Raw genomic sequence first — 18,545 nt, forward strand, 5'->3', positions numbered from 1 at the left:
CTCCCCGGGTGTCCGTCGGGGTCAGTTGCCCGGCGGCTCGATCGACTGCGGGTGACGGAAGAAGTTCCGCGGGTCCCACTTGGCCTTCACCTGCCGGAGCCGTGGGTAGTTGTCCTTGTGGTACAGCTCGTGGCAGGACGTACCGGACCTGTTGAACGTGGGGTCGCTGAGGTCGTTGTCCGGATAGTTGACGTAGCAGCCGTCGGTGACGCCGTTCGGCACCGGGACGCCGCCGGTGTCGGCGTACAGGTCCTGGTAGAGGGACCGCAGCCAGGCGACGTTCCGCTCGTCGTCCTCGGCCTTGTGCCAGTAGGACTCGAAGTACACGAGCCACAGGGCGTCACGGTGGGTGGCCGCGGTGGCCGCGTCGTCCAGCGCCGTGATCCGCCCCCGTACGGAGTTGATGACCAGGAAGCTGTACGGGTTCGGGTTGTCGGTCTTCGTCAGGTACCGGTAGATGGTCGCCACCTGATGCTCCGGGAAGGCGTCCTTCATGTACGTCGACTTGTGGGACGTGCGCAGGCTGGGGCTGGTGATCGTCTCACCGGCGGTCATGGTCTGCGCGGTGGCCTTCAAGAACGGCCGCTCCGTGATGTCGTTGGTCCGTGGCGCGACGCCCAGCGCGTCGGCCACGAACGCGATGAAGCCGTCGACCAGTTCGCGGGCGTCCGGCAGGGTCGAGTCGATCTGCGCGACCACGTTGAACGTGCCCGAGTCGGCGTGCTGCAGGAAGATCCAGTGGCCGAGGCCGAGGTAGGGCGAGTCGAGGCCGCCGTGCGCCTTGGACCAGTCGGCGTACACGGCCATGAAGTTCGCGAACGCCTCCTCGGTGATGTGCTCCCACGACCACGCCGCGAAGACGGAGAAGACGGTGGACGGCGCCTTCGGCAGCAGGTCGCCCGGGCTGCCCTCCGCTCCGCGGCTGCGCATCCAGAAGCGGGTGACGACACCGAAGTTCCCCCCGCCGCCACCTGCGACGGCCCAGGCCAGGTCGTGGTGCGGGTCTTCCGGGTCGCGGGTGGCGACGACGGCGCGCACCTCGCCCGCTGCGTCCACGGTGACGACCTCGACGGCGTAGAGGTGGTCGCTGAGGATGCCGTCCCGGCGGGAGAGGATGCCGTATCCGCCGCCGGAGAAGTGGCCGCCGGCACCCGTGGCGTAGCAGCCGCCGCCGGGAAGCGTGACCCCCCAGCCGATGTGCAGCGTCTCGTAGATCTTGAGGAGGGTGGCGCCGGGTTCCACGGCGAAGGCGCCGCGTTCCTCGTCGAAGCCGACGTGGTCCATCAGCCGCAGGTCGACGACGATCTCGGTCTCGTCGTTGAAGACGAGGTTCTCGAAGCAGTGGCCGCCGCTGCGGAGCGCGATGCGCTTGTCGTCGCGGACCGCCGTCTTGACGATCTCGACGACCTGGGCGGTGGTGGACGGAAGCCGGATCGCCTCCGGGGAGGCCACGTGCCGGTTGTTGCCGTGGCCCCTGATCATGTCCGGGTAGCGCGCGTCACCGGGCGTCACGGTGGGGATGGCGCCGGCGTGACGGCCGGGCGCCGCGCCCTCGGGGACGCCGGAAGCCGGCCGTGCGCTGGATAAGTTGGAGTTCACGTGGGTCACGCTCCCGTGTCGTGAGCCGCTCTCCGGGCGAGCTCGTCCGCTTGCTGAACCCCCAGCCTCCGCGCCGTTCGCCGGACGCCCCGGAACTCTCCGAAAGCATTTGTCAGGTACACCGATCCCGCTGCCGTCAGGCGTCGGGAACGCGCCGCCGAGGGATGCATTCAGGTCGCCCGGGCCACCGGACGCCCCCGGCGCCCGGCCCCCTCGGGTCACCGCCCCTCGTCCGCCGGCCCCCGGCGGATCACTGCCCCTCGTCCGTGTGCCGGGACCCACCCTGCCCGCGCCGGTCGCGCAGCACCCCCTGTGCCCGCAGCAGCCGCAACGCCAGCTGCACCTCCAGGGCCTGGCCCGGCTTCTGCCAGTCGGCGCCGAGGAGTTCGGTGATGCGCTCCAGGCGGCGCGAGACGGTGTTGGGGTGCACGTGCAGCGCCTCGGCGGCGTTGGTGGGACTGCTGCCCGAGGCGAAGTAGGCCTCCAGCGTGCGGGTGAGTTCGGTGAGGCGGTCCGCGTCGTAGTCCAGGACGGGGCCGATGGCCGAGTTGACGAAGCCGTCCACGTCGTAGTCGTCCGACAGCAGCAGGCCCAGGAAACCGAGGTCCTGGGCGGAGGCCGCGCAACCCGCGCCGCCGAGTGCGGTCAGCGCGTCGAGGCAGCGCATGGCCTCCCGGTACATCCGGGTGATCGAGGCGGCGCCCCAGTCGGGCCCGGCCGCGCCCACGGACACCGGGTGCCCGAGCAGCGGGGAGAGCTCGTCGGCGACGGCACGGGCCGCGGCGGAGGCGTCCGTTGCGGGCAGCAGCAGCACGATGCAGCCGCTCTGCACGGTCTTCAGACCGGACATCCGGTACGCGTAGGAGGAGGCCCACACCACGGCCCGGCCCTGCTCTCCGCCCTCGGGCCGGGCGACGACGACGACGTGCTGCTGGTCCAGGTCGATGTCGAGTCTGCGGGCCCGCTGGGCCGTCTGGTGCGGAGGGTGCGTGGAGGCCGGCGCGGCCAGCAGTTCGTCGAGGAGTTCGTCGCGCACCGGCCCCTCGGCGACAGCCGCGCTGCGCTGCATCAGCAGGTGCACCGCGAAGGCCTGCGCGGTGATCTGCAGCAGCCAGCTGTCCTGCCCCACCAGCTGGGCCACCGGCCGCAGCACCAGGACGCCGAGGTCCTCCGTACCCGCGATGACGGGGGTGACCCAGGTCCGGGCGTCGGCCTCGACGGGACCGCGCTGCGCGTGCGCCGCCAGGACGGCACGGGCCACCGCTTCCTCGTCCAGGTCGGGTATCTCTCCGCCCGCGGCCAGTATCCGGCCCGCCGGGTCACGCATCTGCAGGGTGCCGTCCAGGGCGTCGCCGGCGGCCTTGGCGACACTGGTCAGGTCCGCGCCCGCGACGAGCAGGCTCATGATCCGGCTGCATGCCTCACCGAGCTGCTCCAGGCGGGCGAGGCTGGAGCGGGTCCGGAACCCGTCGAGTTCGAGCTCCGCCACGTGTGTGCGGGCCTGCTGCAGCAGTCCGGTCTTCTCGATGGCCACGGCCGCGAGGTCGGCGAGGGAGCAGATGAGGCCGATCTCGTCGGGCGTGTAGTGGCGCACCTTGCGGTCGGCGCCGTACAGCACACCCACGGCGGTGTCGCCGCAGCGCAGCGGAACGGCCATGAGCGCGTGCAGCCCCTCCGCCTCGACCACCGCGTCGATGCTGTCGGCGTGCGTGATGGAGTCGTCGTTGAGATAGTCGGCCGTCCACAGCGGGGCCCCGGAGACCAGCGCCTGATGGCCCAGACCGCTGCCGCCCTTGACCCGGAGTCCGGTGTTGAGCGCCGTGGTGGAACCCTCCGAGGTGTGGATCACCATGTCGTTCTCCCCGTCCCCCAGGGCGACGTACGTCATGTCGAAGTGGAGCAGCAGCCTGACCCGTCGTGTGATCACGCTCAGGAGGGTGTCCAGGTCGTAGGGGAACGTGAGGTCACGCGCGGTGTCGACGAGCGCGGCGAACCCGGCCTCGCGCTGCTGGCGGCGGTCCAGGGAGGCGTGGACGTCGCGTGCGAGCTGCACGGCCCTTTCGACACGGGCGAGTTCCGCGGGGTCCGCGGGGTCACGACGCGCACGCTGCAACAGCGCCTCGAAGCGGCTCGGCGGCGCTTCCTCCGCGAGCAGAGCGAGGACCGCGAGCACGCCGTCGTCGTCTTCGGGCGCGTGAGAGCCAGACATGTGTTTCCCCCGTTTCTCAAGCCGACACTACGGCGCGGCAGAAAATAGTTCCCGCAACTTTTACACGTCAACGCTGAACAGGAGCGTTGAAGTGCCCTGGTGTTGGGAGCACCACTTCGGCGCCCTCGCGGTGTTTCGGGACCACCTTCCTGCCGGGTGCCGCTCTGCCGGAGGCTCGAGCCGCCGACGCGGAGAGTGGTCTCTCCGCCACAGGGAGGGGGCTGACCTTGCAGATCCGAAGCCACGTACGTTCGCTGGAGCGCAGCCGCATGGCCCGTACCGACAGCGGGCGGCCGGATCGTTTCACCATGCGGGGCCGTGAGTGGAGGCTGCTGCCGGACGTGTTCGCTCCGCCGTACTCGGCGTCCACGGACGCCGCCATGGAACTGCTCGGTCTCATGGCGGGCACCCAGGACCCGCGGCACGGCTCGTTCCTGGAGATCGGCTGCGGCACCGGCATCATCGCGGTGAGCGCTGCCCTGGCGGGCTGCGACCGGGTGCTGGCCACGGACATCAACCCGCACGCGGTGGACAACGCGGCGCTCAACGCGCGCCGGCACGGCGTCGCCGACCGCGTGTCCGCCCTGCACAGCGACCTGTTCGACGCGATCGACCCGGATCAGCGCTTCGACACCGTGTACTGGCACTCCAACTTCGTCCTGGCCCCGGCCGACTACCGCTACGAGTCGGTGCACGAGCGCGCCTACGTCGACCCGGGGTACGCCGCCCACCACCGATACCTGCGCGAGGCGCCGCTGTGGACGACCGCGGGCGGCTCGGCCCTGCTGCACTTCAGCGACCGCGGCGACCTGGCGCTGCTGTACGACCTCGCCGAGGCGTCCGGGCGCGAGCTGCAGGTGCTGCGCAGCATGCGCATCCGGGAGGGCCGCGACCTGGTCGAGCACGTGCTGATCAAGGTGTCGGCGACCCGGGTGGGCGAGAAGGCCGGTGCCGGTCCGCGCCCCGGGTCCGCGCCGCCGGCCCGAACGTCCGGCTGAGCCCGGCGGGCTCCGTCCGCAGGGACCTACGCACCCCCGCCCATGCCGACCTCACGTGGAAGACGGACACACCATGCGCATCCTGCTCGTCGACAACTATGACTCGTTCACCCACAATCTCGTCCACTACCTCGCCCGCATCACGGGCCAGGAGCCGGTCGTCGTACCCAACGACGACCCGCAGTGGCACATCGGGCGCCTGGCGGAGGTCGACGCCGTCGTGCTGTCGCCCGGTCCGGGCACTCCTGAACGCGCCGCCGACTTCGGGATCTGCCGTGAACTGGTGGAGCGATGCGAGCTGCCGCTGCTCGGCATCTGCCTGGGGCACCAGGGGGTGGCCCTGGCGCACGGCGCCGGCGTCGTGCGGGCGCCCGAGCCCCGCCACGGCCGCCTGTCGCCGGTGCTGCACCACGGCGACGAACTCTTCGCCGGTATCCCCTCGCCGTTCGAGGTGGTGCGCTACCACTCACTGGCCGTGACCGACCTGCCCCCGAGCCTGGAGGGCACCGCGTGGACACCGGACGGTGTCCTGATGGCCCTGCGGCATCGCGGCCGGCCGATGTGGGGCGTGCAGTTCCACCCCGAGTCGATCCTCACCCGCCATGGCAGGACGCTGCTGCACAACTTCGTCGAGCTGGCCCGCCGGTGGCACGAGGACCAGCCCGCGCGTGCGCAGCAAGCCCAGGCGGGGACGCCGGCGCGGCCGGTGGTCACCCCGCCCCGCGAACGGGCGGCGGTGCGTGAACTGCGCCTGCTGGTGGAGCGGCTGGACACCCGGTGGTCCGACGAGGCGGCCTTCGCCGAGCTGTTCGGCGCGCGCGAGCACGCCTTCTGGCTGGACAGCAGCACGGGCCAGATCTCCGGCGGCCCGCTCGGCCGCTTCTCCTTCATGGGGGACGCGTCCGGGCCGCTGGCCCGGATCGCCGAGGCCGACGTGTGGACGAACACCACCGCGGTGCGCTCCGCGGGGGGCAGCGAGGTGATCTCCGGTGACTTCCTGACGTGGCTGGACCGCGATCTCGCCGCCCTCCGCACGACGATGCCCGAGCTGCCCTTCGACTTCGCCCTCGGGTGGGTCGGCTACCTCGGCTACGAACTCAAGGCCGAGTGCGGCGGCAGCGCGGTGCACCGGTCGGAGGAGCCGGACGCCGTCATGGTCTTCGCCGACCGCGGCGTGGTGTTCGACCACGCCACCCGGACCACCTACCTGCTCGCGCTGGCGGAGGAGGGCCGCCCCGACGCCGCGCGCCGCTGGATCGAGGACACGGCGCGCACCCTGGACCGGCTGTCCGGCCGCCCGCAGGCCGACCCGCCCGTGACCGGCCCCGGTGCCGGGGTGACGCTCCGGCACGGCCAGGAGGAGTACCTCCGCATGATCGACGCCGCCCTGGAGGAGATCGCCGCGGGTGAGAGCTACGAGGTGTGCCTGACCAACATGGCCGAGGCGGAGGGCGTCTTCGATCCGTGGTCGAGCTACCGGCTGCTGCGCCGGGTCAGCCCCGCGCCGTTCGGCGCGCTGCTGGCCTTCGGGGAACTGTCGGTGCTCAGCACCTCCCCCGAACGGTTCGTGCGGGTCGGCGCTGACCGTCAGGTGGAGTCGAAGCCGATCAAGGGAACCAGGCCGCGCGGGGCCACGCGGAAGCAGGACGCCGAACTGGTGATGGAGCTGCTGACGGACGAGAAGGACCGCGCGGAGAACCTGATGATCGTGGACCTGGTCCGCAACGACCTCGGCCGGTGCGCGGAGATCGGGTCCGTGGAGGCCAAGGACATCTTCCAGGTCGAGACCTACAGGACCGTCCATCAGCTGGTGAGCACGGTCCGCGCACGGCTGCGCGAGGACCGCTCCCCCGTGGACTGTGTGCGGGCGGCGTTTCCGCCTGGCTCCATGACGGGCGCGCCGAAGATCCGGACCATGGAGATCATCGACGAGCTGGAGGCCGGGCCGCGGGGCGTGTACTCGGGGGCGATCGGCTACTTCTCGCTGTCGGGCGCGGCCGACCTCAGCGTGGTGATCCGCACGGCGGTGCTCACCCCGGGCCGGCTGCGCTACGGCGTGGGAGGCGCCGTGATCGCCCTGTCCTCGCCGGAGGCAGAGTTCGAGGAGACGGTGGTCAAGTCCAGGCCGTTGCTCGCCCTGACGGGCGGCACGTTCCCCCGGCACCGGACGCCGCTTCCGGCCCGGGGGGCGGCCGCCGGGGCCGAGGCGCCTCGGCCGCCCGCCCGGATACGGCAACCCGAGGGCGCGGTCGCGGCGCGGCCGCACCGCGCCGGATGACAGCGGCCGCACCGCGCCCGAGGGCAGGGGAACGCGGCCGGTCGACAGGGGAACCCGGCCGTGCCGCCGCTGGTGGAACCGGCGGCACGGCCCCTCGTTCCGTCTCGGCGCGAGTCCCGCGACGACGGCCTGGGGGCGAAGGCAGGCTTCTGCGGGGAGACAGCCGGATGAGGGGGGCACCGACGGCCGGCTGTCTCCCCGGCACCCTCATTCTCCGTGAGTTCCCCCGGCCGGGGCGAGGCCGCTCCCGACGCTGTGTCAGGTCGGCCGGGGCAGGGCGCCGGCCGTGGCCGGTGGCATCACTTCGCCCGGTGCAGGCTGGTGCGGGCGGCGGCGGCCACGCGCTCGGCGCTGAGACCGCTCTGCCGGTGGAGCGCCTGGTAGGGGGCGCGGACGCCGAACTGCGCGAGGCCGACGGACTGTCCGGCCCCGCCGAGCATCGCGTACCAGCCGAGCTCGATGCCCGCCTCGACGGAGATCCGGGCCCGCACCCCGGGCGGCAGCACCGCGTCGCGGTACTCCTGGCTCTGGGCCTGGAACCTCTCGGCGCAGGGCATCGACACCACGCGGGTGGCGGTGCCCTCCCGCTGCAGGATGTCCCGTGCGGCCAGGGCGACGTGCACCTCGCTCGGGTTGGCAACGAGGACGACGTCCGGCACCCCGCACTCCGCTTCGGCGAGGACGTGGCCGCCCCGCGCGACGGGGGCGTCCTCGCCGGCGTCCGCGGACCGCGTGCCGTTCGCGCCGGGGGGCTGCGAGGTGCCCGCCGCGCGGTGGCCGGTGCCGGTCCCGTGGAGAGGCGCCGTGCGGTCGGCCGCTGTCGTGCGTTCCTGGGTGTTCACTGGATGCTCAGAGCTCCTCGGCGAAGGAAGCTGACAAGGTCCTCGGCCGGACAGCGCCGTCCACTGTCCGGCCGAGGAGGCCGCCGGTCCGCTCCGGCCGCGCGCCGGGCGTCGTCCTCAGACGACGAACATCCCCTTGGCCAGCTCGGTCAGGCGGGTGGCCACGATCCGCGGACCGCCCTGGGTGAGTACGGACTCCGCGTGGAACTGCATGGAGGTGAAGTGCGGAGCGCGCAGGGCGTGCACCTCGCCCGTCCGCGGGTCACGGCTGACCTCCACCACCGTGCCGTCGGGGGCGTCGAACTTGTCGGAGGGGCTGTGCGCGGCGAACGTGTTGTAGAAGCCCACGCGCTCGGGGACGCCGAACAGGTCGATCTCCCGCTGCACACCCTGGTTGGGCGTGTCCCGGCGGCGCAGTTCGAGGCCCAGCCGGGTGCAGAGCACCTGGTGGCTCAGGCAGACGGCGAGGAACGGCTTGCGCTCGTCCAGGAGGGTGCGGATGGCCGTGCGCAGGTGGGTGATCTTGGCGTCGCCGGTGTCGCGCGGGTCGCCGGGCCCCGGACCCATCACGACGAAGTCATGGCCGTCGAAGGAGTACGGCTCGTCGAAGCGGCTCATGGTCACATCGAGCCCCAGGGACAGCAGTTGCTGCTCGATCATCGCGGTGAAGGTGTCCTCGGCGTCGACGACGAGGGCACGGCGGCCGGCGAGCGCCGGTGCGGACCGCAGGCGCCCGGCGCGGTCGGCGAGCCAGAAGTCGGCGATCGGGGCGTTGCGTTCGGCCAGCGCGGCGCGCACCCGGGGGTGGTTGGCGAAGCGTACGGGTCCACCGTCCTCCAGGGCGCCTACGAGGCCCGCGGCCTTGGCGCGCGTCTCGGCCACTTCCGAGTCCGGGTCGGAGTGGCGTACGAGAGTGGCGCCGACGCCGATGCGCAGACGGCCGTCGCCCTCGATCTCGGCGGTGCGGATCAGGATGGACGAGTCCAGGGTCCGCCCGCCCTGCGCGTCACGGCCGATGAGGGCGGCGACACCGCTGTAGTAGCCGCGGCCGTGCGGTTCGTAGCCGGCGATGACCCGGCAGGCGCTCTCCAGCGGGCTGCCGGTGACGGTCGGGGCGAACATGGTCTCGCGCAGGATGTCGCGCGGGTCGCGGTCGGTGCGTCCCTCGATGAAGTACTCCGTGTGGGCCAGACGCGCCATCTCCTTGAGGTACGGCCCCACGACGCGCCCCCCGCGCTCGCAGATCCGCGCCATCATCTTCAGCTCCTCGTCGACCACCATGTACAGCTCCTCGGCCTCCTTGCGGTCGGCCAGGAACGTCATGACGCCGTCCAGCGTGGGGCCGGAGGCCGGATAGCGGTACGTGCCGCTGATGGGGTTCATGACGGCGGTGCCGGCGGCCAGGCTGACGTGCCGCTCGGGGGAGGCGCCGACGAACGTACGGTCGCCGGTGTGCACGATGAAGGTCCAGTAGGCGCCCTGCTCACGCTCCAGCAGGCGGCGGAAGAACGCCAGGGCCCGGTGCACGCCGAAGTCGCCGATCTCGGCGGTGAAGGAGCGCTTGATGACGAAGTTGGCGCCCTTGCCGGTGCCGATCTCGTCGGTGATCACCTTGCGGACGATGTCCGCGTACGCCGTGTCGTCCACGTCGAAGTGGCTGTCCCGCAGCTCTATGGGCGCGTCGGGCACGCGCCGCAGCACCTCGGCGAGGGTGACTCGCTGCTGTTCGGTGACGGCGAGGGCGAGCAGGGGGGCACTGTCGTCGGCGCAGTCGAAGCCGCGCTCGGCGATCTGGCGGTACGGCAGCAGGGCCAGGACTTCCTGGTACGGGGTGCCGGTGGCGGCTCCCGACGCGGGCACCGGGATGTCGGCCAGGGTGCGGGCCGGTGAGACGGTGCCGAGCAGCACGTCCAGTGTGCCGGTGCCGGTGGTCTCGGGCCGGTACAGGAGGGCGAATGCCGGCGGGTCCGGTGCCAGCGCACGGCCGAGCAGGTCCGCGGCGGCGGACGCCGTGGCCGTGTTCCCGTCGTTGCCGCTCATCCGATGACCTCCTTGGTGGTGGTGACGACGGCGCAGCGCCGGGCCGCGTAGTGCAGGGCCAGCCGGTGGTCGTCCTCGGTGAAGTCCGCGACGGCGTCGGCGACCAGGAAGGTCTCGATGTCGTTGGTGAACGCCTCGACCGCGCTCATCAGGACGCCGACGTGCGCGTACACGCCGCAGACGATCAGCTGGTCACGCCGGTGCGCACGCATCCGCTCCAGCAGATCGGTCTTGAAGAACGCGCTGTAGCGCCACTTGGTGAACTGCCAGTCGCCGGGGGCGGGGGCGAGCTCGCCGGCCACTTCCCGGTCGTCAGGGGTGGTCCGCATCCCCGGTCCCCACACGTCCCGCAGGAGGCCGCGCTGTTCGGGCGTCATCCCGCCGGGCTGCGCGGTGTAGGCGACGGGGATGTCCCGTGCGGCGCAGTGGTCGCGCAGCGCGGCGGCGTTGGCGACCAGTTCCTCGCGCAGCGGGCCGGGGAAGGGCCTGAGGAAATAGCGCTGCATGTCGTGGATGAGCAGCACGGCCCGGCCGGGATCGACGGACCACTGCGGAACGCTGGCCGGCAGGGCGTGGGCGAGCGGCATCGGGTAGTTGTCGATGGACGGCAGACCGGCCATGGAGATCCTCTCGTCTTGCGTGGACCGGGTGCCCCGGGTACGGGCGGGAGTCGACGGCGAGCCTCGCGCGGGCCGTAAGGCCTCCGGACGGGCCGGGCGTCGAACTTCTCGCGCGACGGCAGGCTGTTGCGCCCGATTCTGTGGAGGGGTCCCGTGCGGGCCCAACGCGCCGCCCCGGACTACGTCAAGTGGAGAGAAGTCCATCAAGTCCCCCACCTGTTACGCCTGTCACACACCACCGCGCCCGTCGACGGCAGGTCCTCGCCGACGGCGGCGGATCAGGGCCTGCCGAGCGGCGCGGTGTGTGCCTTGCCCCCCGCCGTGCCGTAGCGCGCGGCCCCCGCCATGTGGCCGCGAGGCTCCGGCAGGGCCCGCCCGTAGAGGCGTTGCCCCGGGATCGGGACACGGAGGGAGGCCGTGGGGTGAGGTGACGGCGCCCTCTGGGTCAGCTGCTGATAGGCCACGAGGGCCTGGTCCTGGTCGGTGCACCGGTTCAGGATGGCGGGGAGCTGGTCGCGCACGCGGCCCGGGACCTGCACCAGCGGCAGGTCGGCGGCCAGCTCCCGGTGGCGGCCGAGGCGCAGTTCCGCTTCGATCCACTGCCCGAACGCGCGTTTGCGGGACAGTCGCAGGCGGGCGCTCTGGGCGGCGAGGTGCGGTCCGGCCGCCACGTCGGCGAAGGGCTCGCCCCGCCACAGCCCGAGCGCCTCGCGAAGGCGCCGCGCGGCCGTGACGAGGTCTCCCGCGGCCATGGCGCGATAGCCGGCGCCGGCGGCCCGCTCGAAGTCCCAGGCGTCGCTGGTGTCACCTCTGCTGTCGAGTCTGTACCCACCAGGTGTGTCGGCCAGGATGTCGGCGGCCTGGCGGTCGAGCCGGCCCCGCGTCGCCCCGCCGCGCTCGCGGTCGCGCAGGGCGATCGCGATGAGTTCCCGCAGTTGCCTGACGTACGTCTGGAGCATGAGCTTGGCCTGGTGGGGTGGCCGGTCGGGCCAGAGGTCCCCGATCAGCAGGTCGCTCGGGACGACGCGGCCGGCCAGCACCGCGAGGAGCGCGAGCACCTGGCGTGGCTCCGCTGCCGCGGGCGCGATGCGCGTCTGCCCCACCGTGACGGTCAGCACCCCCAGGACCTTGATGTCCATATCCCCCGTGCCCCCCTCATGCGCTGATTGCGGATCGGGCCGCACCGGCCCCATCACCAACGACTGGCAAAATAGTAGTGTGCTTTTTGTTTTTTCGAAAGGCCGGTCCCTGACCGGCCCGCCACGGCTCCGTAAAGTCGTGCCGACCGCACTGCGCCCCTGCCAGTGCCGGGTGCCAGGAAGGGGTCTCGGTGAAACAGGCACGAGCCGCCCGGACGCGCGACGCCCTGGTGCGGGCCGCCGCTTCGGAGTTCGACCGCGACGGGTACGACGGCGCCTCCCTCACCCGGATCAGCCGCACCGCCGGCGTCTCCATGGGCGCCCTCACCTTCCACTTCTCCAGCAAGGAGCAACTGGCCGACGTGGTGCGGGCCCAGGGCGAGGAGATCACCCGGAGTGTGGTGGAACGGGTGACCGAGGGCGGGGAGCCACCCCTCAACGCCGCAGTGGCACTGACGCTCGCCCTCGTCGGGCTGCTCGAGGAGGAGGTCCTCGTCCGGGCCGCCGCGCGGCTGTCGCGCGAACGGCAGACCGGCCCGCCGGACGCCTGGATCGCCATGTGGGCGCCGGTGCTGCTCGAACAGCTGCGGGCCACTCCGCCCCAGGAGCTGCGCAGCGGAGTGGACCCGGCAGCCGTCGCCTCGCTGTGCGTGCTGCTGGTGCGGGGGGCCGAGATCTGCGTGCGGGAGGACGTCACCGCCCCCGGCAGCCCGCCTCAGGACGCCGTCGGGCAACTCACCGCCGCCTGGCGGCTCATCCTGAACGGCGTCACCGCCGCGTCGGGCACCTCCGCGGACCCGTCCGGCGAACCCCACGGGAATCCTCCGTCCCGTTGCAGGGGTTGACCTGAGGGAGTCAGACGGCGCTGCATCCGCCGTCGACGGGGACCGCGCCCCCGGTGACGAACGAGGACTGGTCGCTGCACAGCCAGCCGGCGGCCCGGGCCACCTCCAGCGGATCGGCCATCCGCTTCATGACGGCGCGCGCTCCCGCGGCGGACTCGAGCTCCGGGATCTTCTTCATCGCCTGCTCGACGAGTTCGGTGCGCGTGGTTCCCACCATCAGGGCGTTGACGCGAATACCGTGCGCGCCGTACTCGGCCGCGGCCGCCCGCGTCAGGCCGAGCACGGCGTGCTTGGCGGCCACGTACGGCGCCAGCGCACCGGTCGCGAACGCCCCGGCGATACTGCAGGTGTTGACGATCGAGCCGCCGGTCTCCTGCTTCATCATGACCGGGATCTGATGCTTGAGGCAGTTCCACACACCTCGCACGTTGACGTCCATGATCTGCTCGTACACGGCGTCGTCGGTCTCGTGCAGCGTGGTGCCGAGGGTGCCCCAACCGGCGTTGTTGAAGGCGGCGTCCAGACCGCCGAAGGCATCGACGGCCAGGGAGACGGCACGTTGCACGTCCTCGGGGCGCGTGACGTCGCCCACGGCCACCTCGGCCCGCCCGCCGTCCTCGGTGATATCCGCCGCCAGCGCACGCAACAGCGCCTCCCGCCGCGCCATCACGACCACCGCGGCTCCCTGCGCCGCGAAGAGCCGCGCGGCGGCCCTGCCTATGCCGCTGGACGCGCCGGTCACCATGACCGTCTTGCCTCGCAGCAGCCCCTGCCTGTCCAGTTCGCCCAGCATGCGTCTCCCCCGGTTCCGTCTTGTCGTCGAACGTGTTGTGGCCTTCAGGTACGTGCACTCAGCCGAACGCGGACGCATGGTCGGCCGCCCAGACCGCGAACGTGGTGGGCGGTCGCCTGAGCAACCCGCCGAGGTCGCCCTCGACCTCGGCGGACTCCCCGGCCTGCCGCCGCTGCGCGGCCTCCAGCAGGGCCTGCGCCACGGGGCGGGGCAGGCGCGCGGACCATCGTGCCAGGGCCTGCTCCGGGGTGAGTTCCTCGAACCCCACCGGCCGCCCCAGCACTCGGGCGAGGGTAGCGGTCTGCGCCCGTGCCGATAGCAGCTCCGGGCCCGTCAACGCATAGGTCCTGCCTGCGTGTTCCGGTTCGGTCAGGGCGCGCACGGCGGCCTCGGCGACGTCCCGGGGGTCGACGCACGCGGTGCGCGCGTCCCCGCCCAGGGCGCGCACGACCGACTCCCGGCGTATCGAGGCGGCCCAGGAGAGGGTGTTCGACATCGGGGTGCGCATTCGCAGCACGGTCCAGGCGAGGCCCGAGGACCGCAGCAGTCGCTCACTCTCGCGGTTCCAGCGGGCGACGAGGTCGTTCGCACGGGGGTCGGCCACCGCCAGCCACGACAGTTTGACCGCCCTGCGCACCCCGGCGGCCCGTGCGGCGTCGAGGATGTGCGCGTCGTCCTGCGGGCGCAACGGGTCGGCCGTGACGACGAAGACGGCCCCGGCTCCGGTGAAGGCCCGCTCCAGGCCCGCTCCGTCCCGGTAGTCGCCGACGACGATCTCACCCCCGATCCCGAGGGCCTCGGCCTTGCCCGGGTCGCGCACCAGGGAGCGCACCGGTCCTCGCCGCGCCAGCGCGCGGGCCACGTGCCGGCCGACCGCACCGGTGGCGCCCGTCACCACCACCGCGGGGGCGGACAGTTCGCCGGCGGTCACTGCGTCCTCCCCCTCGCCGCGCCGAGTTCGACACGCTTCGCGGCGCTCGGCACGGCCACGGCGGGCAACAGGAACCGCCAGATCTCCTCCACCCGCGCGGGCAGGTCCAGGTGATCGCTTTCGAGACGGGCGTGCATCTGGGCGCCCGTGCACGCGTTGACGATGAGCCTGGCGAGCGCTTCCTCGTCCACTCCCGCGCGCAGTTCACGTCTGCCGCGCGCCACTTCGAAGTCCTCCATGAGCAACTTCGTCCACTGCTGGTGGGAGTTCTCGCTCCGCTCCAGGAAGAGGTCCTGGTCCATGACCAGGCGCGCTCCGGCGAGCAGCACGGGATTGTCGCGCAGTTGGTACGCCCATGTGAGCGTCACGTCGATGGCGTGCTGCAGCCCTTCCGACTCCAGCGGGGGCACGACGAGGTCGGGCTGGGTGGCGACGATCTCGCGCGCCAGCATCTCCTTGGACCTGAAGTGGAAGTACATGGCCCCGAGCGTCAGGCCTGCCCGCTCGGCGATCTGTGTGACGGTCGCTCCGGCGAAGCCGGACTCCGCGAAGACCTCCGCGGCCGCTCGTATCAGCGCCGCACGTGTGCGGACCGCTCTCTCCTGCTTGACAGCCCGGACACCCATGCGCAGCCTCGTTACGCCTCGACAAAAAGAAAACTCTTCTTTATTTTATGCACGCGGATCCGCGGATCCCGCAAGAGTTCAGCATGTCATCTGTCCAGCACGTCGTTCTCGGGGGAGCGAAGACGTATGGCTACCGACACCACCGGCCGGTCCGGCGCGGGCACCCGTATACCCGAAGGTTCAACCGGGTTGCTGGTACGCAAGGCAGTACGGACCGAGGCCCTGATCACCTCCTGGGACGGGATCTCCGGCGACGCGCAGACGGTCTCCGCGCACTGGCCGGCCCGGCACCCCTTCTATGTGCAGAGCGGGCGCTACTCCCCGCTCCTCGTCACGGAGACCATCCGCCAGGCACTCGCGTTGCTGTCCCACACACAGCACGACATCCCGCTGGACCACCGGCTCGGCTGGGAGCGCCTGCGCTGCGACATCGAACCCGGCGGCCTGAGGGCGGGGCACGCACCCGCCGCGATCGAACTGCTCATCACCTACACCGCGGTGACGAGGCGCCGGCTCGGCTCCGTCCACCTGACCGCGCGGGTCGTGGCCTTGCGCGACGGCGTTCGACTGGCCACCGCTGACGTGCGGTACACCACCCATCCACCGATGATCTACGACCGGCTGCGGGGCGCCTACGCCGACGCAGGCGAGGCCTTCGCCCGGGCACTGCCGCTCACCGCGCCGGTACCGCCGCCGCGCGTCGGCCGTACGGAGGAGAAGGACGTCGTCCTGACGCCGACCGGGACCGCCCACACCTGGACGCTCCGGCTCGACACCGGCCACACCGTGCTCTTCGACCACCCGCACGACCATGTGCCGGGAATGGTGCTTCTGGAGGCGGCCGGCCAGGCGGCACTGGCCGAGGCCATGCCACGCGCCTGCGTCGCCGTCTGCTTCGACACGACCTTCCAGCGCTACGTCGAGTTCGACCAGCCCTGCCTGATCACGGCGGAGCCCGCGGAACCCGACGAGCGGGGACGGGCACGTGTCGAGGTCACCGCCCTTCAGGCGGGCCGTCCGGCGTTCACCTCGACGGTGACCACGGAACCGGTCCCGCCCTCCCCGTGACCGCCGCGGGCCCCTGGCCCGCCAGGACATGGCTGACCTGTCCTGCGGCCCGGGGCCCACGGCGGAGCCCGGGGCTCAGAGTCCGTCCGCGCCGCCGAGGCCCGTGAGGGCGCCGACCGGGTCGGGGTCCGGGGTGCCTCGGGGCCACCAGTCGTCCTGGCCTGGTTCGGACTCGTAGGCGTACCACAGGGCGTCGCGGCCCAGGCGGAGCTGGACACGGCCGCCCGGGTGGGTGAGGCGGTTGCGCCAGGGGCGGAAGGCGGGCAGGTCCGCGGCGAGGAGAAGGGGGCGGGCGCGGTCGAAGCGGCCGGCCGGTGGATCCCACGCCTCTTCGAGGACGGCGAGGCCGTCGAGGCCGCCCTGCCGCCACGCGGCGACCGCCCGCGCCAGCTGGGCCGGCGTACGGCCCACGGCGGAGGCGAGCGAGGAGTACAGGGCGCGCGTGCCCGCGGTGAGGCCGGAGCCGGGGCGCGCCGCCGCGAGCCGTACCGCGTCCTGCCACAGCGTCAGCTCCGCCACCGGGTCACGGCCGGTGGCGAGCAACGCGTGGGCGCGGGCGGCGGCGTCCGTGGCCAGCTGGTCCAGCGCGAACGGGTCGGGGCCCCCCGGGGCCGCCGGGTACACCGGGGGCTGCTCGGGGTGCGGCGGAGCGGGCAACGGGCTCGGCAGGGGCGGGAGTTCACGTCGGGCCAGGGCCTCGGTCGCGCGGATGCCCGGCAGTGGGGCCGGTTCCCTCTCCTGGGCGGCACGGGCCGCACGGGTGGCGTTGCGACGGGAGAGGGCATCGAGCAGCTCGCGTTCGCCCCGGCCCCGGAGCAGAAGCAGCACGAAGGGGTCGGCGTCGAGCAGGCGTGCGGTCTGGTAGCAGAGAGCGGCGGCGTGCTTGCAGGGGTGGCCGCGGTCGGGGCAGCTGCAGCGCGGGTCGAGATCGCCGGGGCCGGGGAGCAACGGCACGTCGCCGTCGGCCAGCGACTGCGGCATCTCCCTGTCGAGCAGCGCGGCGATATGACCCGGCCGGTCGGCGGCGGCGTCCAGGAACCGCTCCCAGTCCGCGTCGTCCAGCGTCCGCAGCCGCACCTGCACCCGGTACGGCCGGGGGCGGCTGCCACGGACGTAGGCGAGGACGAGGCCGGGGGTCACCGTGATCGCGTCCACATGGCCCTGCTGGGCGTAACCACGGCCGCGCGCCAGCCGCTTGACGTCCAGCGCGCCCCGCTCCAGGGCGGTGATCCAGGCGTTGCCCCACCAGGTCTCGGCGAATGCCGCGTCGTCGTCCGAGGGGCGGGACGGGACGGCGGGGAAGGTGCGGCGCAGGTCACCGTCGCGGTGAGGGGATGCCATGGAGTGGGGTACCTGCGGGGGCGCGGCGGCGGGGGCGGGCTCCGGGGGCGGGCCGGGAGGCGGGGCGGATTCCGCGGCCGCGGCCGTCCATGCGGCCGCGGGTCCCGGATCGCCCGGGGCGGGGGGCGCGTCAGCCGGTCCCGGCGTCCTGAAGGCGTTCGCGAACAAGTCGCCCGGCGCACGCGGGCGTCGTGACCGATCCGCCGAACCGCCGGGCGTGCCCGTGCCCGTGCCCGGCGGCGTCGGCGCCGGCGGGGGGCGGTACGCCGAGCGGGGCGCAGGCTCGACGCCCGTGGTCGCGGCGTCCTCCCGCGCCTGCTGTGCCTTTCGGCGGCTCCGGGCGGCCCGCAGCGCGTCCCGCGCGACGTCCGCAGGACGCGTGGCGGCGGGTGCCGTGGCCGGCGCGTCCGCGTCAGGGACCTCGCCGGAGGGACCGGCGTCGGACTCGGCAGCGGCGTCGGCTCCGGCCGCGGCCTCGGCTCCGGCTCCGGCTCCGGCCTTGACGTCGGCTTTGGCTCCGGCTTCGGCGGCGGCTCCGGCCTTGGCATCGGCTTCGGCGGCGGCTCCCGCCTCTGCTCCGGCCTTGACGTCGGCTTTGGCTCCGGCGTCGGCGGCGGCTCCGGCCTTGGCATCGGCTTCGGCGGCGGCTCCGGCCTCTGTTCCGGCCTCTGTTCCGGCCTCCGTTCCGGCCTTGGCGTCGGCTCCAGCCTTGGCGTCGGCTCCGGCCTTGGCGTCGGCTTTGGCTGCGACGTCAGCTGCGGCCTCGGCTTTAGCTGCGGCGTCGGCGTCGGCGTCGGCGGCTTCGGCGGCGGCGGCTTCGGCTTCGGCGGCGGCGGCGTGCTGCGGACTCCTGGGGTCAGGGCGCGATGCGGCACCCGATGCCCCTGCCGCGGGGGCTCCGCCCGCCCCCGACGGCCCGGCGCCCGGTGCCTCTGCCGCGCCGGCTCCGCCGGTCCCCGTTGGCCCTGCGGCCTCCGGGACCGATCCATCCCCCGGCTCCCCGACCGCCCCGACCGCCCCGGCCTCCTCGGCGCTCCCCCGCCGCTGCGCCACCGCCTGCCTCAGCGCGGCCCGAGCGGCGTCGCCCGGCCGGGGCCCGCGGCTCGCGGGGCTGCCCGGTCCGGGGCCTGGAGCGGCGGCTTCCGGATGCCGGTCGCCGGGCCGACTCCGTCCGTCCACCGCATCGCCCTGATCCTTCGTCCCGTTCCCCTGCCCC

The 18,545-nt window shown here is 73.0% G+C and carries 14 protein-coding genes; 4 read left to right on the forward strand and 10 right to left on the reverse strand.

Annotated features, from left to right (window positions below; all coding sequences use genetic code 11):
* Positions 1-21 precede the first annotated feature (21 nt).
* Both ACGF8A_RS24740 and ACGF8A_RS24745 read right to left on the reverse strand, forming a co-directional pair.
* On the reverse strand, positions 22-1,599 hold the full coding sequence (locus tag ACGF8A_RS24740) for an FAD-binding protein (RefSeq protein WP_393111687.1): 1,578 nt from the start codon (positions 1,597-1,599) through the stop codon (positions 22-24).
* Positions 1,600-1,849: 250 nt separating this feature from the next.
* Entirely contained in the window at positions 1,850-3,808 is a 1,959-nt protein-coding gene (locus tag ACGF8A_RS24745) for a helix-turn-helix domain-containing protein (protein WP_393111690.1), read from the reverse strand.
* Between the two features lie 227 nt (positions 3,809-4,035).
* Here ACGF8A_RS24745 and ACGF8A_RS24750 point away from each other — a divergent pair, with 227 nt between their 5' ends.
* Together ACGF8A_RS24750 and pabB are read left to right on the forward strand one after the other, a co-directional pair.
* Positions 4,036-4,806: a methyltransferase domain-containing protein gene (locus tag ACGF8A_RS24750; RefSeq protein ID WP_393111693.1), complete on the forward strand. Its 771-nt coding sequence runs from the start codon at positions 4,036-4,038 to the stop codon at positions 4,804-4,806.
* A 73-nt stretch (positions 4,807-4,879) separates the two neighbouring features.
* The gene (gene pabB / locus ACGF8A_RS24755) at positions 4,880-7,084 is read left to right on the forward strand and encodes an aminodeoxychorismate synthase component I (protein ID WP_393111696.1); all 2,205 of its coding nucleotides are present in this window, start codon (positions 4,880-4,882) and stop codon (positions 7,082-7,084) included.
* Between the two features lie 299 nt (positions 7,085-7,383).
* Here the strand turns inward: pabB and ACGF8A_RS24760 are convergent, their stop codons facing one another.
* The 4 genes from ACGF8A_RS24760 to ACGF8A_RS24775 form a co-directional block, all read right to left on the reverse strand.
* Positions 7,384-7,926 (reverse strand): transketolase C-terminal domain-containing protein, encoded by a 543-nt coding sequence (locus tag ACGF8A_RS24760; protein WP_393111698.1) that lies wholly within the window; start codon positions 7,924-7,926, stop codon positions 7,384-7,386.
* Between the two features lie 117 nt (positions 7,927-8,043).
* Positions 8,044-9,966, reverse strand: coding sequence for an anthranilate synthase family protein (locus ACGF8A_RS24765; protein ID WP_393111700.1), 1,923 nt, complete (start codon positions 9,964-9,966; stop codon positions 8,044-8,046).
* Positions 9,963-10,586 carry an isochorismatase family protein gene (locus ACGF8A_RS24770; protein WP_393111703.1) on the reverse strand — a complete coding sequence of 208 codons (624 nt, stop codon included), beginning with the start codon at positions 10,584-10,586 and terminating at the stop codon, positions 9,963-9,965. The genes ACGF8A_RS24765 and ACGF8A_RS24770 overlap by 4 nt, the downstream gene beginning before the upstream one ends.
* 278 nt (positions 10,587-10,864) lie before the next feature.
* Positions 10,865-11,725: a BTAD domain-containing putative transcriptional regulator gene (locus ACGF8A_RS24775; protein WP_393111705.1), complete on the reverse strand. Its 861-nt coding sequence runs from the start codon at positions 11,723-11,725 to the stop codon at positions 10,865-10,867.
* Positions 11,726-11,916: 191 nt separating this feature from the next.
* On the opposite strand from ACGF8A_RS24775, the gene ACGF8A_RS24780 reads away from it, so the two are divergent.
* Positions 11,917-12,570 carry a TetR family transcriptional regulator gene (locus ACGF8A_RS24780; RefSeq protein ID WP_393111707.1) on the forward strand — a complete coding sequence of 218 codons (654 nt, stop codon included), beginning with the start codon at positions 11,917-11,919 and terminating at the stop codon, positions 12,568-12,570.
* Between the two features lie 10 nt (positions 12,571-12,580).
* On the opposite strand, the gene ACGF8A_RS24785 is transcribed toward ACGF8A_RS24780, so the two are convergent.
* Genes ACGF8A_RS24785 through ACGF8A_RS24795 form a run of 3 tightly spaced genes read right to left on the reverse strand, consistent with a single transcriptional unit; the run spans position 12,581 to position 14,920 of the window.
* On the reverse strand, positions 12,581-13,363 hold the full coding sequence (locus tag ACGF8A_RS24785; protein WP_393111709.1) for an SDR family NAD(P)-dependent oxidoreductase: 783 nt from the start codon (positions 13,361-13,363) through the stop codon (positions 12,581-12,583).
* A 58-nt stretch (positions 13,364-13,421) separates the two neighbouring features.
* Complete coding sequence (locus ACGF8A_RS24790; RefSeq protein WP_393111711.1) at positions 13,422-14,294, reverse strand: NAD(P)H-binding protein; 873 nt, start codon at positions 14,292-14,294, stop codon at positions 13,422-13,424.
* Positions 14,291-14,920, reverse strand: coding sequence for a ScbR family autoregulator-binding transcription factor (locus tag ACGF8A_RS24795; protein ID WP_393111713.1), 630 nt, complete (start codon positions 14,918-14,920; stop codon positions 14,291-14,293). Before ACGF8A_RS24795 ends, ACGF8A_RS24790 begins: the two co-directional genes overlap by 4 nt.
* A 126-nt stretch (positions 14,921-15,046) precedes the next feature.
* Between ACGF8A_RS24795 and ACGF8A_RS24800 the strand changes: the two genes are divergently transcribed.
* Positions 15,047-15,988 carry a ScbA/BarX family gamma-butyrolactone biosynthesis protein gene (locus ACGF8A_RS24800; RefSeq protein WP_393111715.1) on the forward strand — a complete coding sequence of 314 codons (942 nt, stop codon included), beginning with the start codon at positions 15,047-15,049 and terminating at the stop codon, positions 15,986-15,988.
* A 75-nt stretch (positions 15,989-16,063) separates the two neighbouring features.
* Here ACGF8A_RS24800 and ACGF8A_RS24805 read toward each other — a convergent pair whose 3' ends face one another.
* A complete protein-coding gene (locus tag ACGF8A_RS24805) occupies positions 16,064-18,508 on the reverse strand; it encodes an SWIM zinc finger family protein (RefSeq protein WP_393111717.1) in 2,445 nt (814 codons plus the stop codon).
* Positions 18,509-18,545 lie beyond the last annotated feature (37 nt).

This window comes from Streptomyces sp. NPDC047706 (genome assembly GCF_043204795.1).
Lineage (GTDB): Bacteria > Actinomycetota > Actinomycetes > Streptomycetales > Streptomycetaceae > Streptomyces.

Excerpts from the sequence above, each read along its gene's own strand:
- ACGF8A_RS24745 (WP_393111690.1), bottom strand. The coding sequence starts at position 3,808 with ATGTCTGGCTCTCACGCGCCCGAAGACGACGACGGCGTGCTCGCGGTC.
- pabB (WP_393111696.1), top strand. The coding sequence starts at position 4,880 with ATGCGCATCCTGCTCGTCGACAACTATGACTCGTTCACCCACAATCTC.
- ACGF8A_RS24765 (WP_393111700.1), bottom strand. The coding sequence starts at position 9,966 with ATGAGCGGCAACGACGGGAACACGGCCACGGCGTCCGCCGCCGCGGAC.
- ACGF8A_RS24770 (WP_393111703.1), bottom strand. The coding sequence starts at position 10,586 with ATGGCCGGTCTGCCGTCCATCGACAACTACCCGATGCCGCTCGCCCAC.
- ACGF8A_RS24775 (WP_393111705.1), bottom strand. The coding sequence starts at position 11,725 with ATGGACATCAAGGTCCTGGGGGTGCTGACCGTCACGGTGGGGCAGACG.
- ACGF8A_RS24785 (WP_393111709.1), bottom strand. The coding sequence starts at position 13,363 with ATGCTGGGCGAACTGGACAGGCAGGGGCTGCTGCGAGGCAAGACGGTC.
- ACGF8A_RS24795 (WP_393111713.1), bottom strand. The coding sequence starts at position 14,920 with ATGGGTGTCCGGGCTGTCAAGCAGGAGAGAGCGGTCCGCACACGTGCG.
- ACGF8A_RS24800 (WP_393111715.1), top strand. The coding sequence starts at position 15,047 with ATGGCTACCGACACCACCGGCCGGTCCGGCGCGGGCACCCGTATACCC.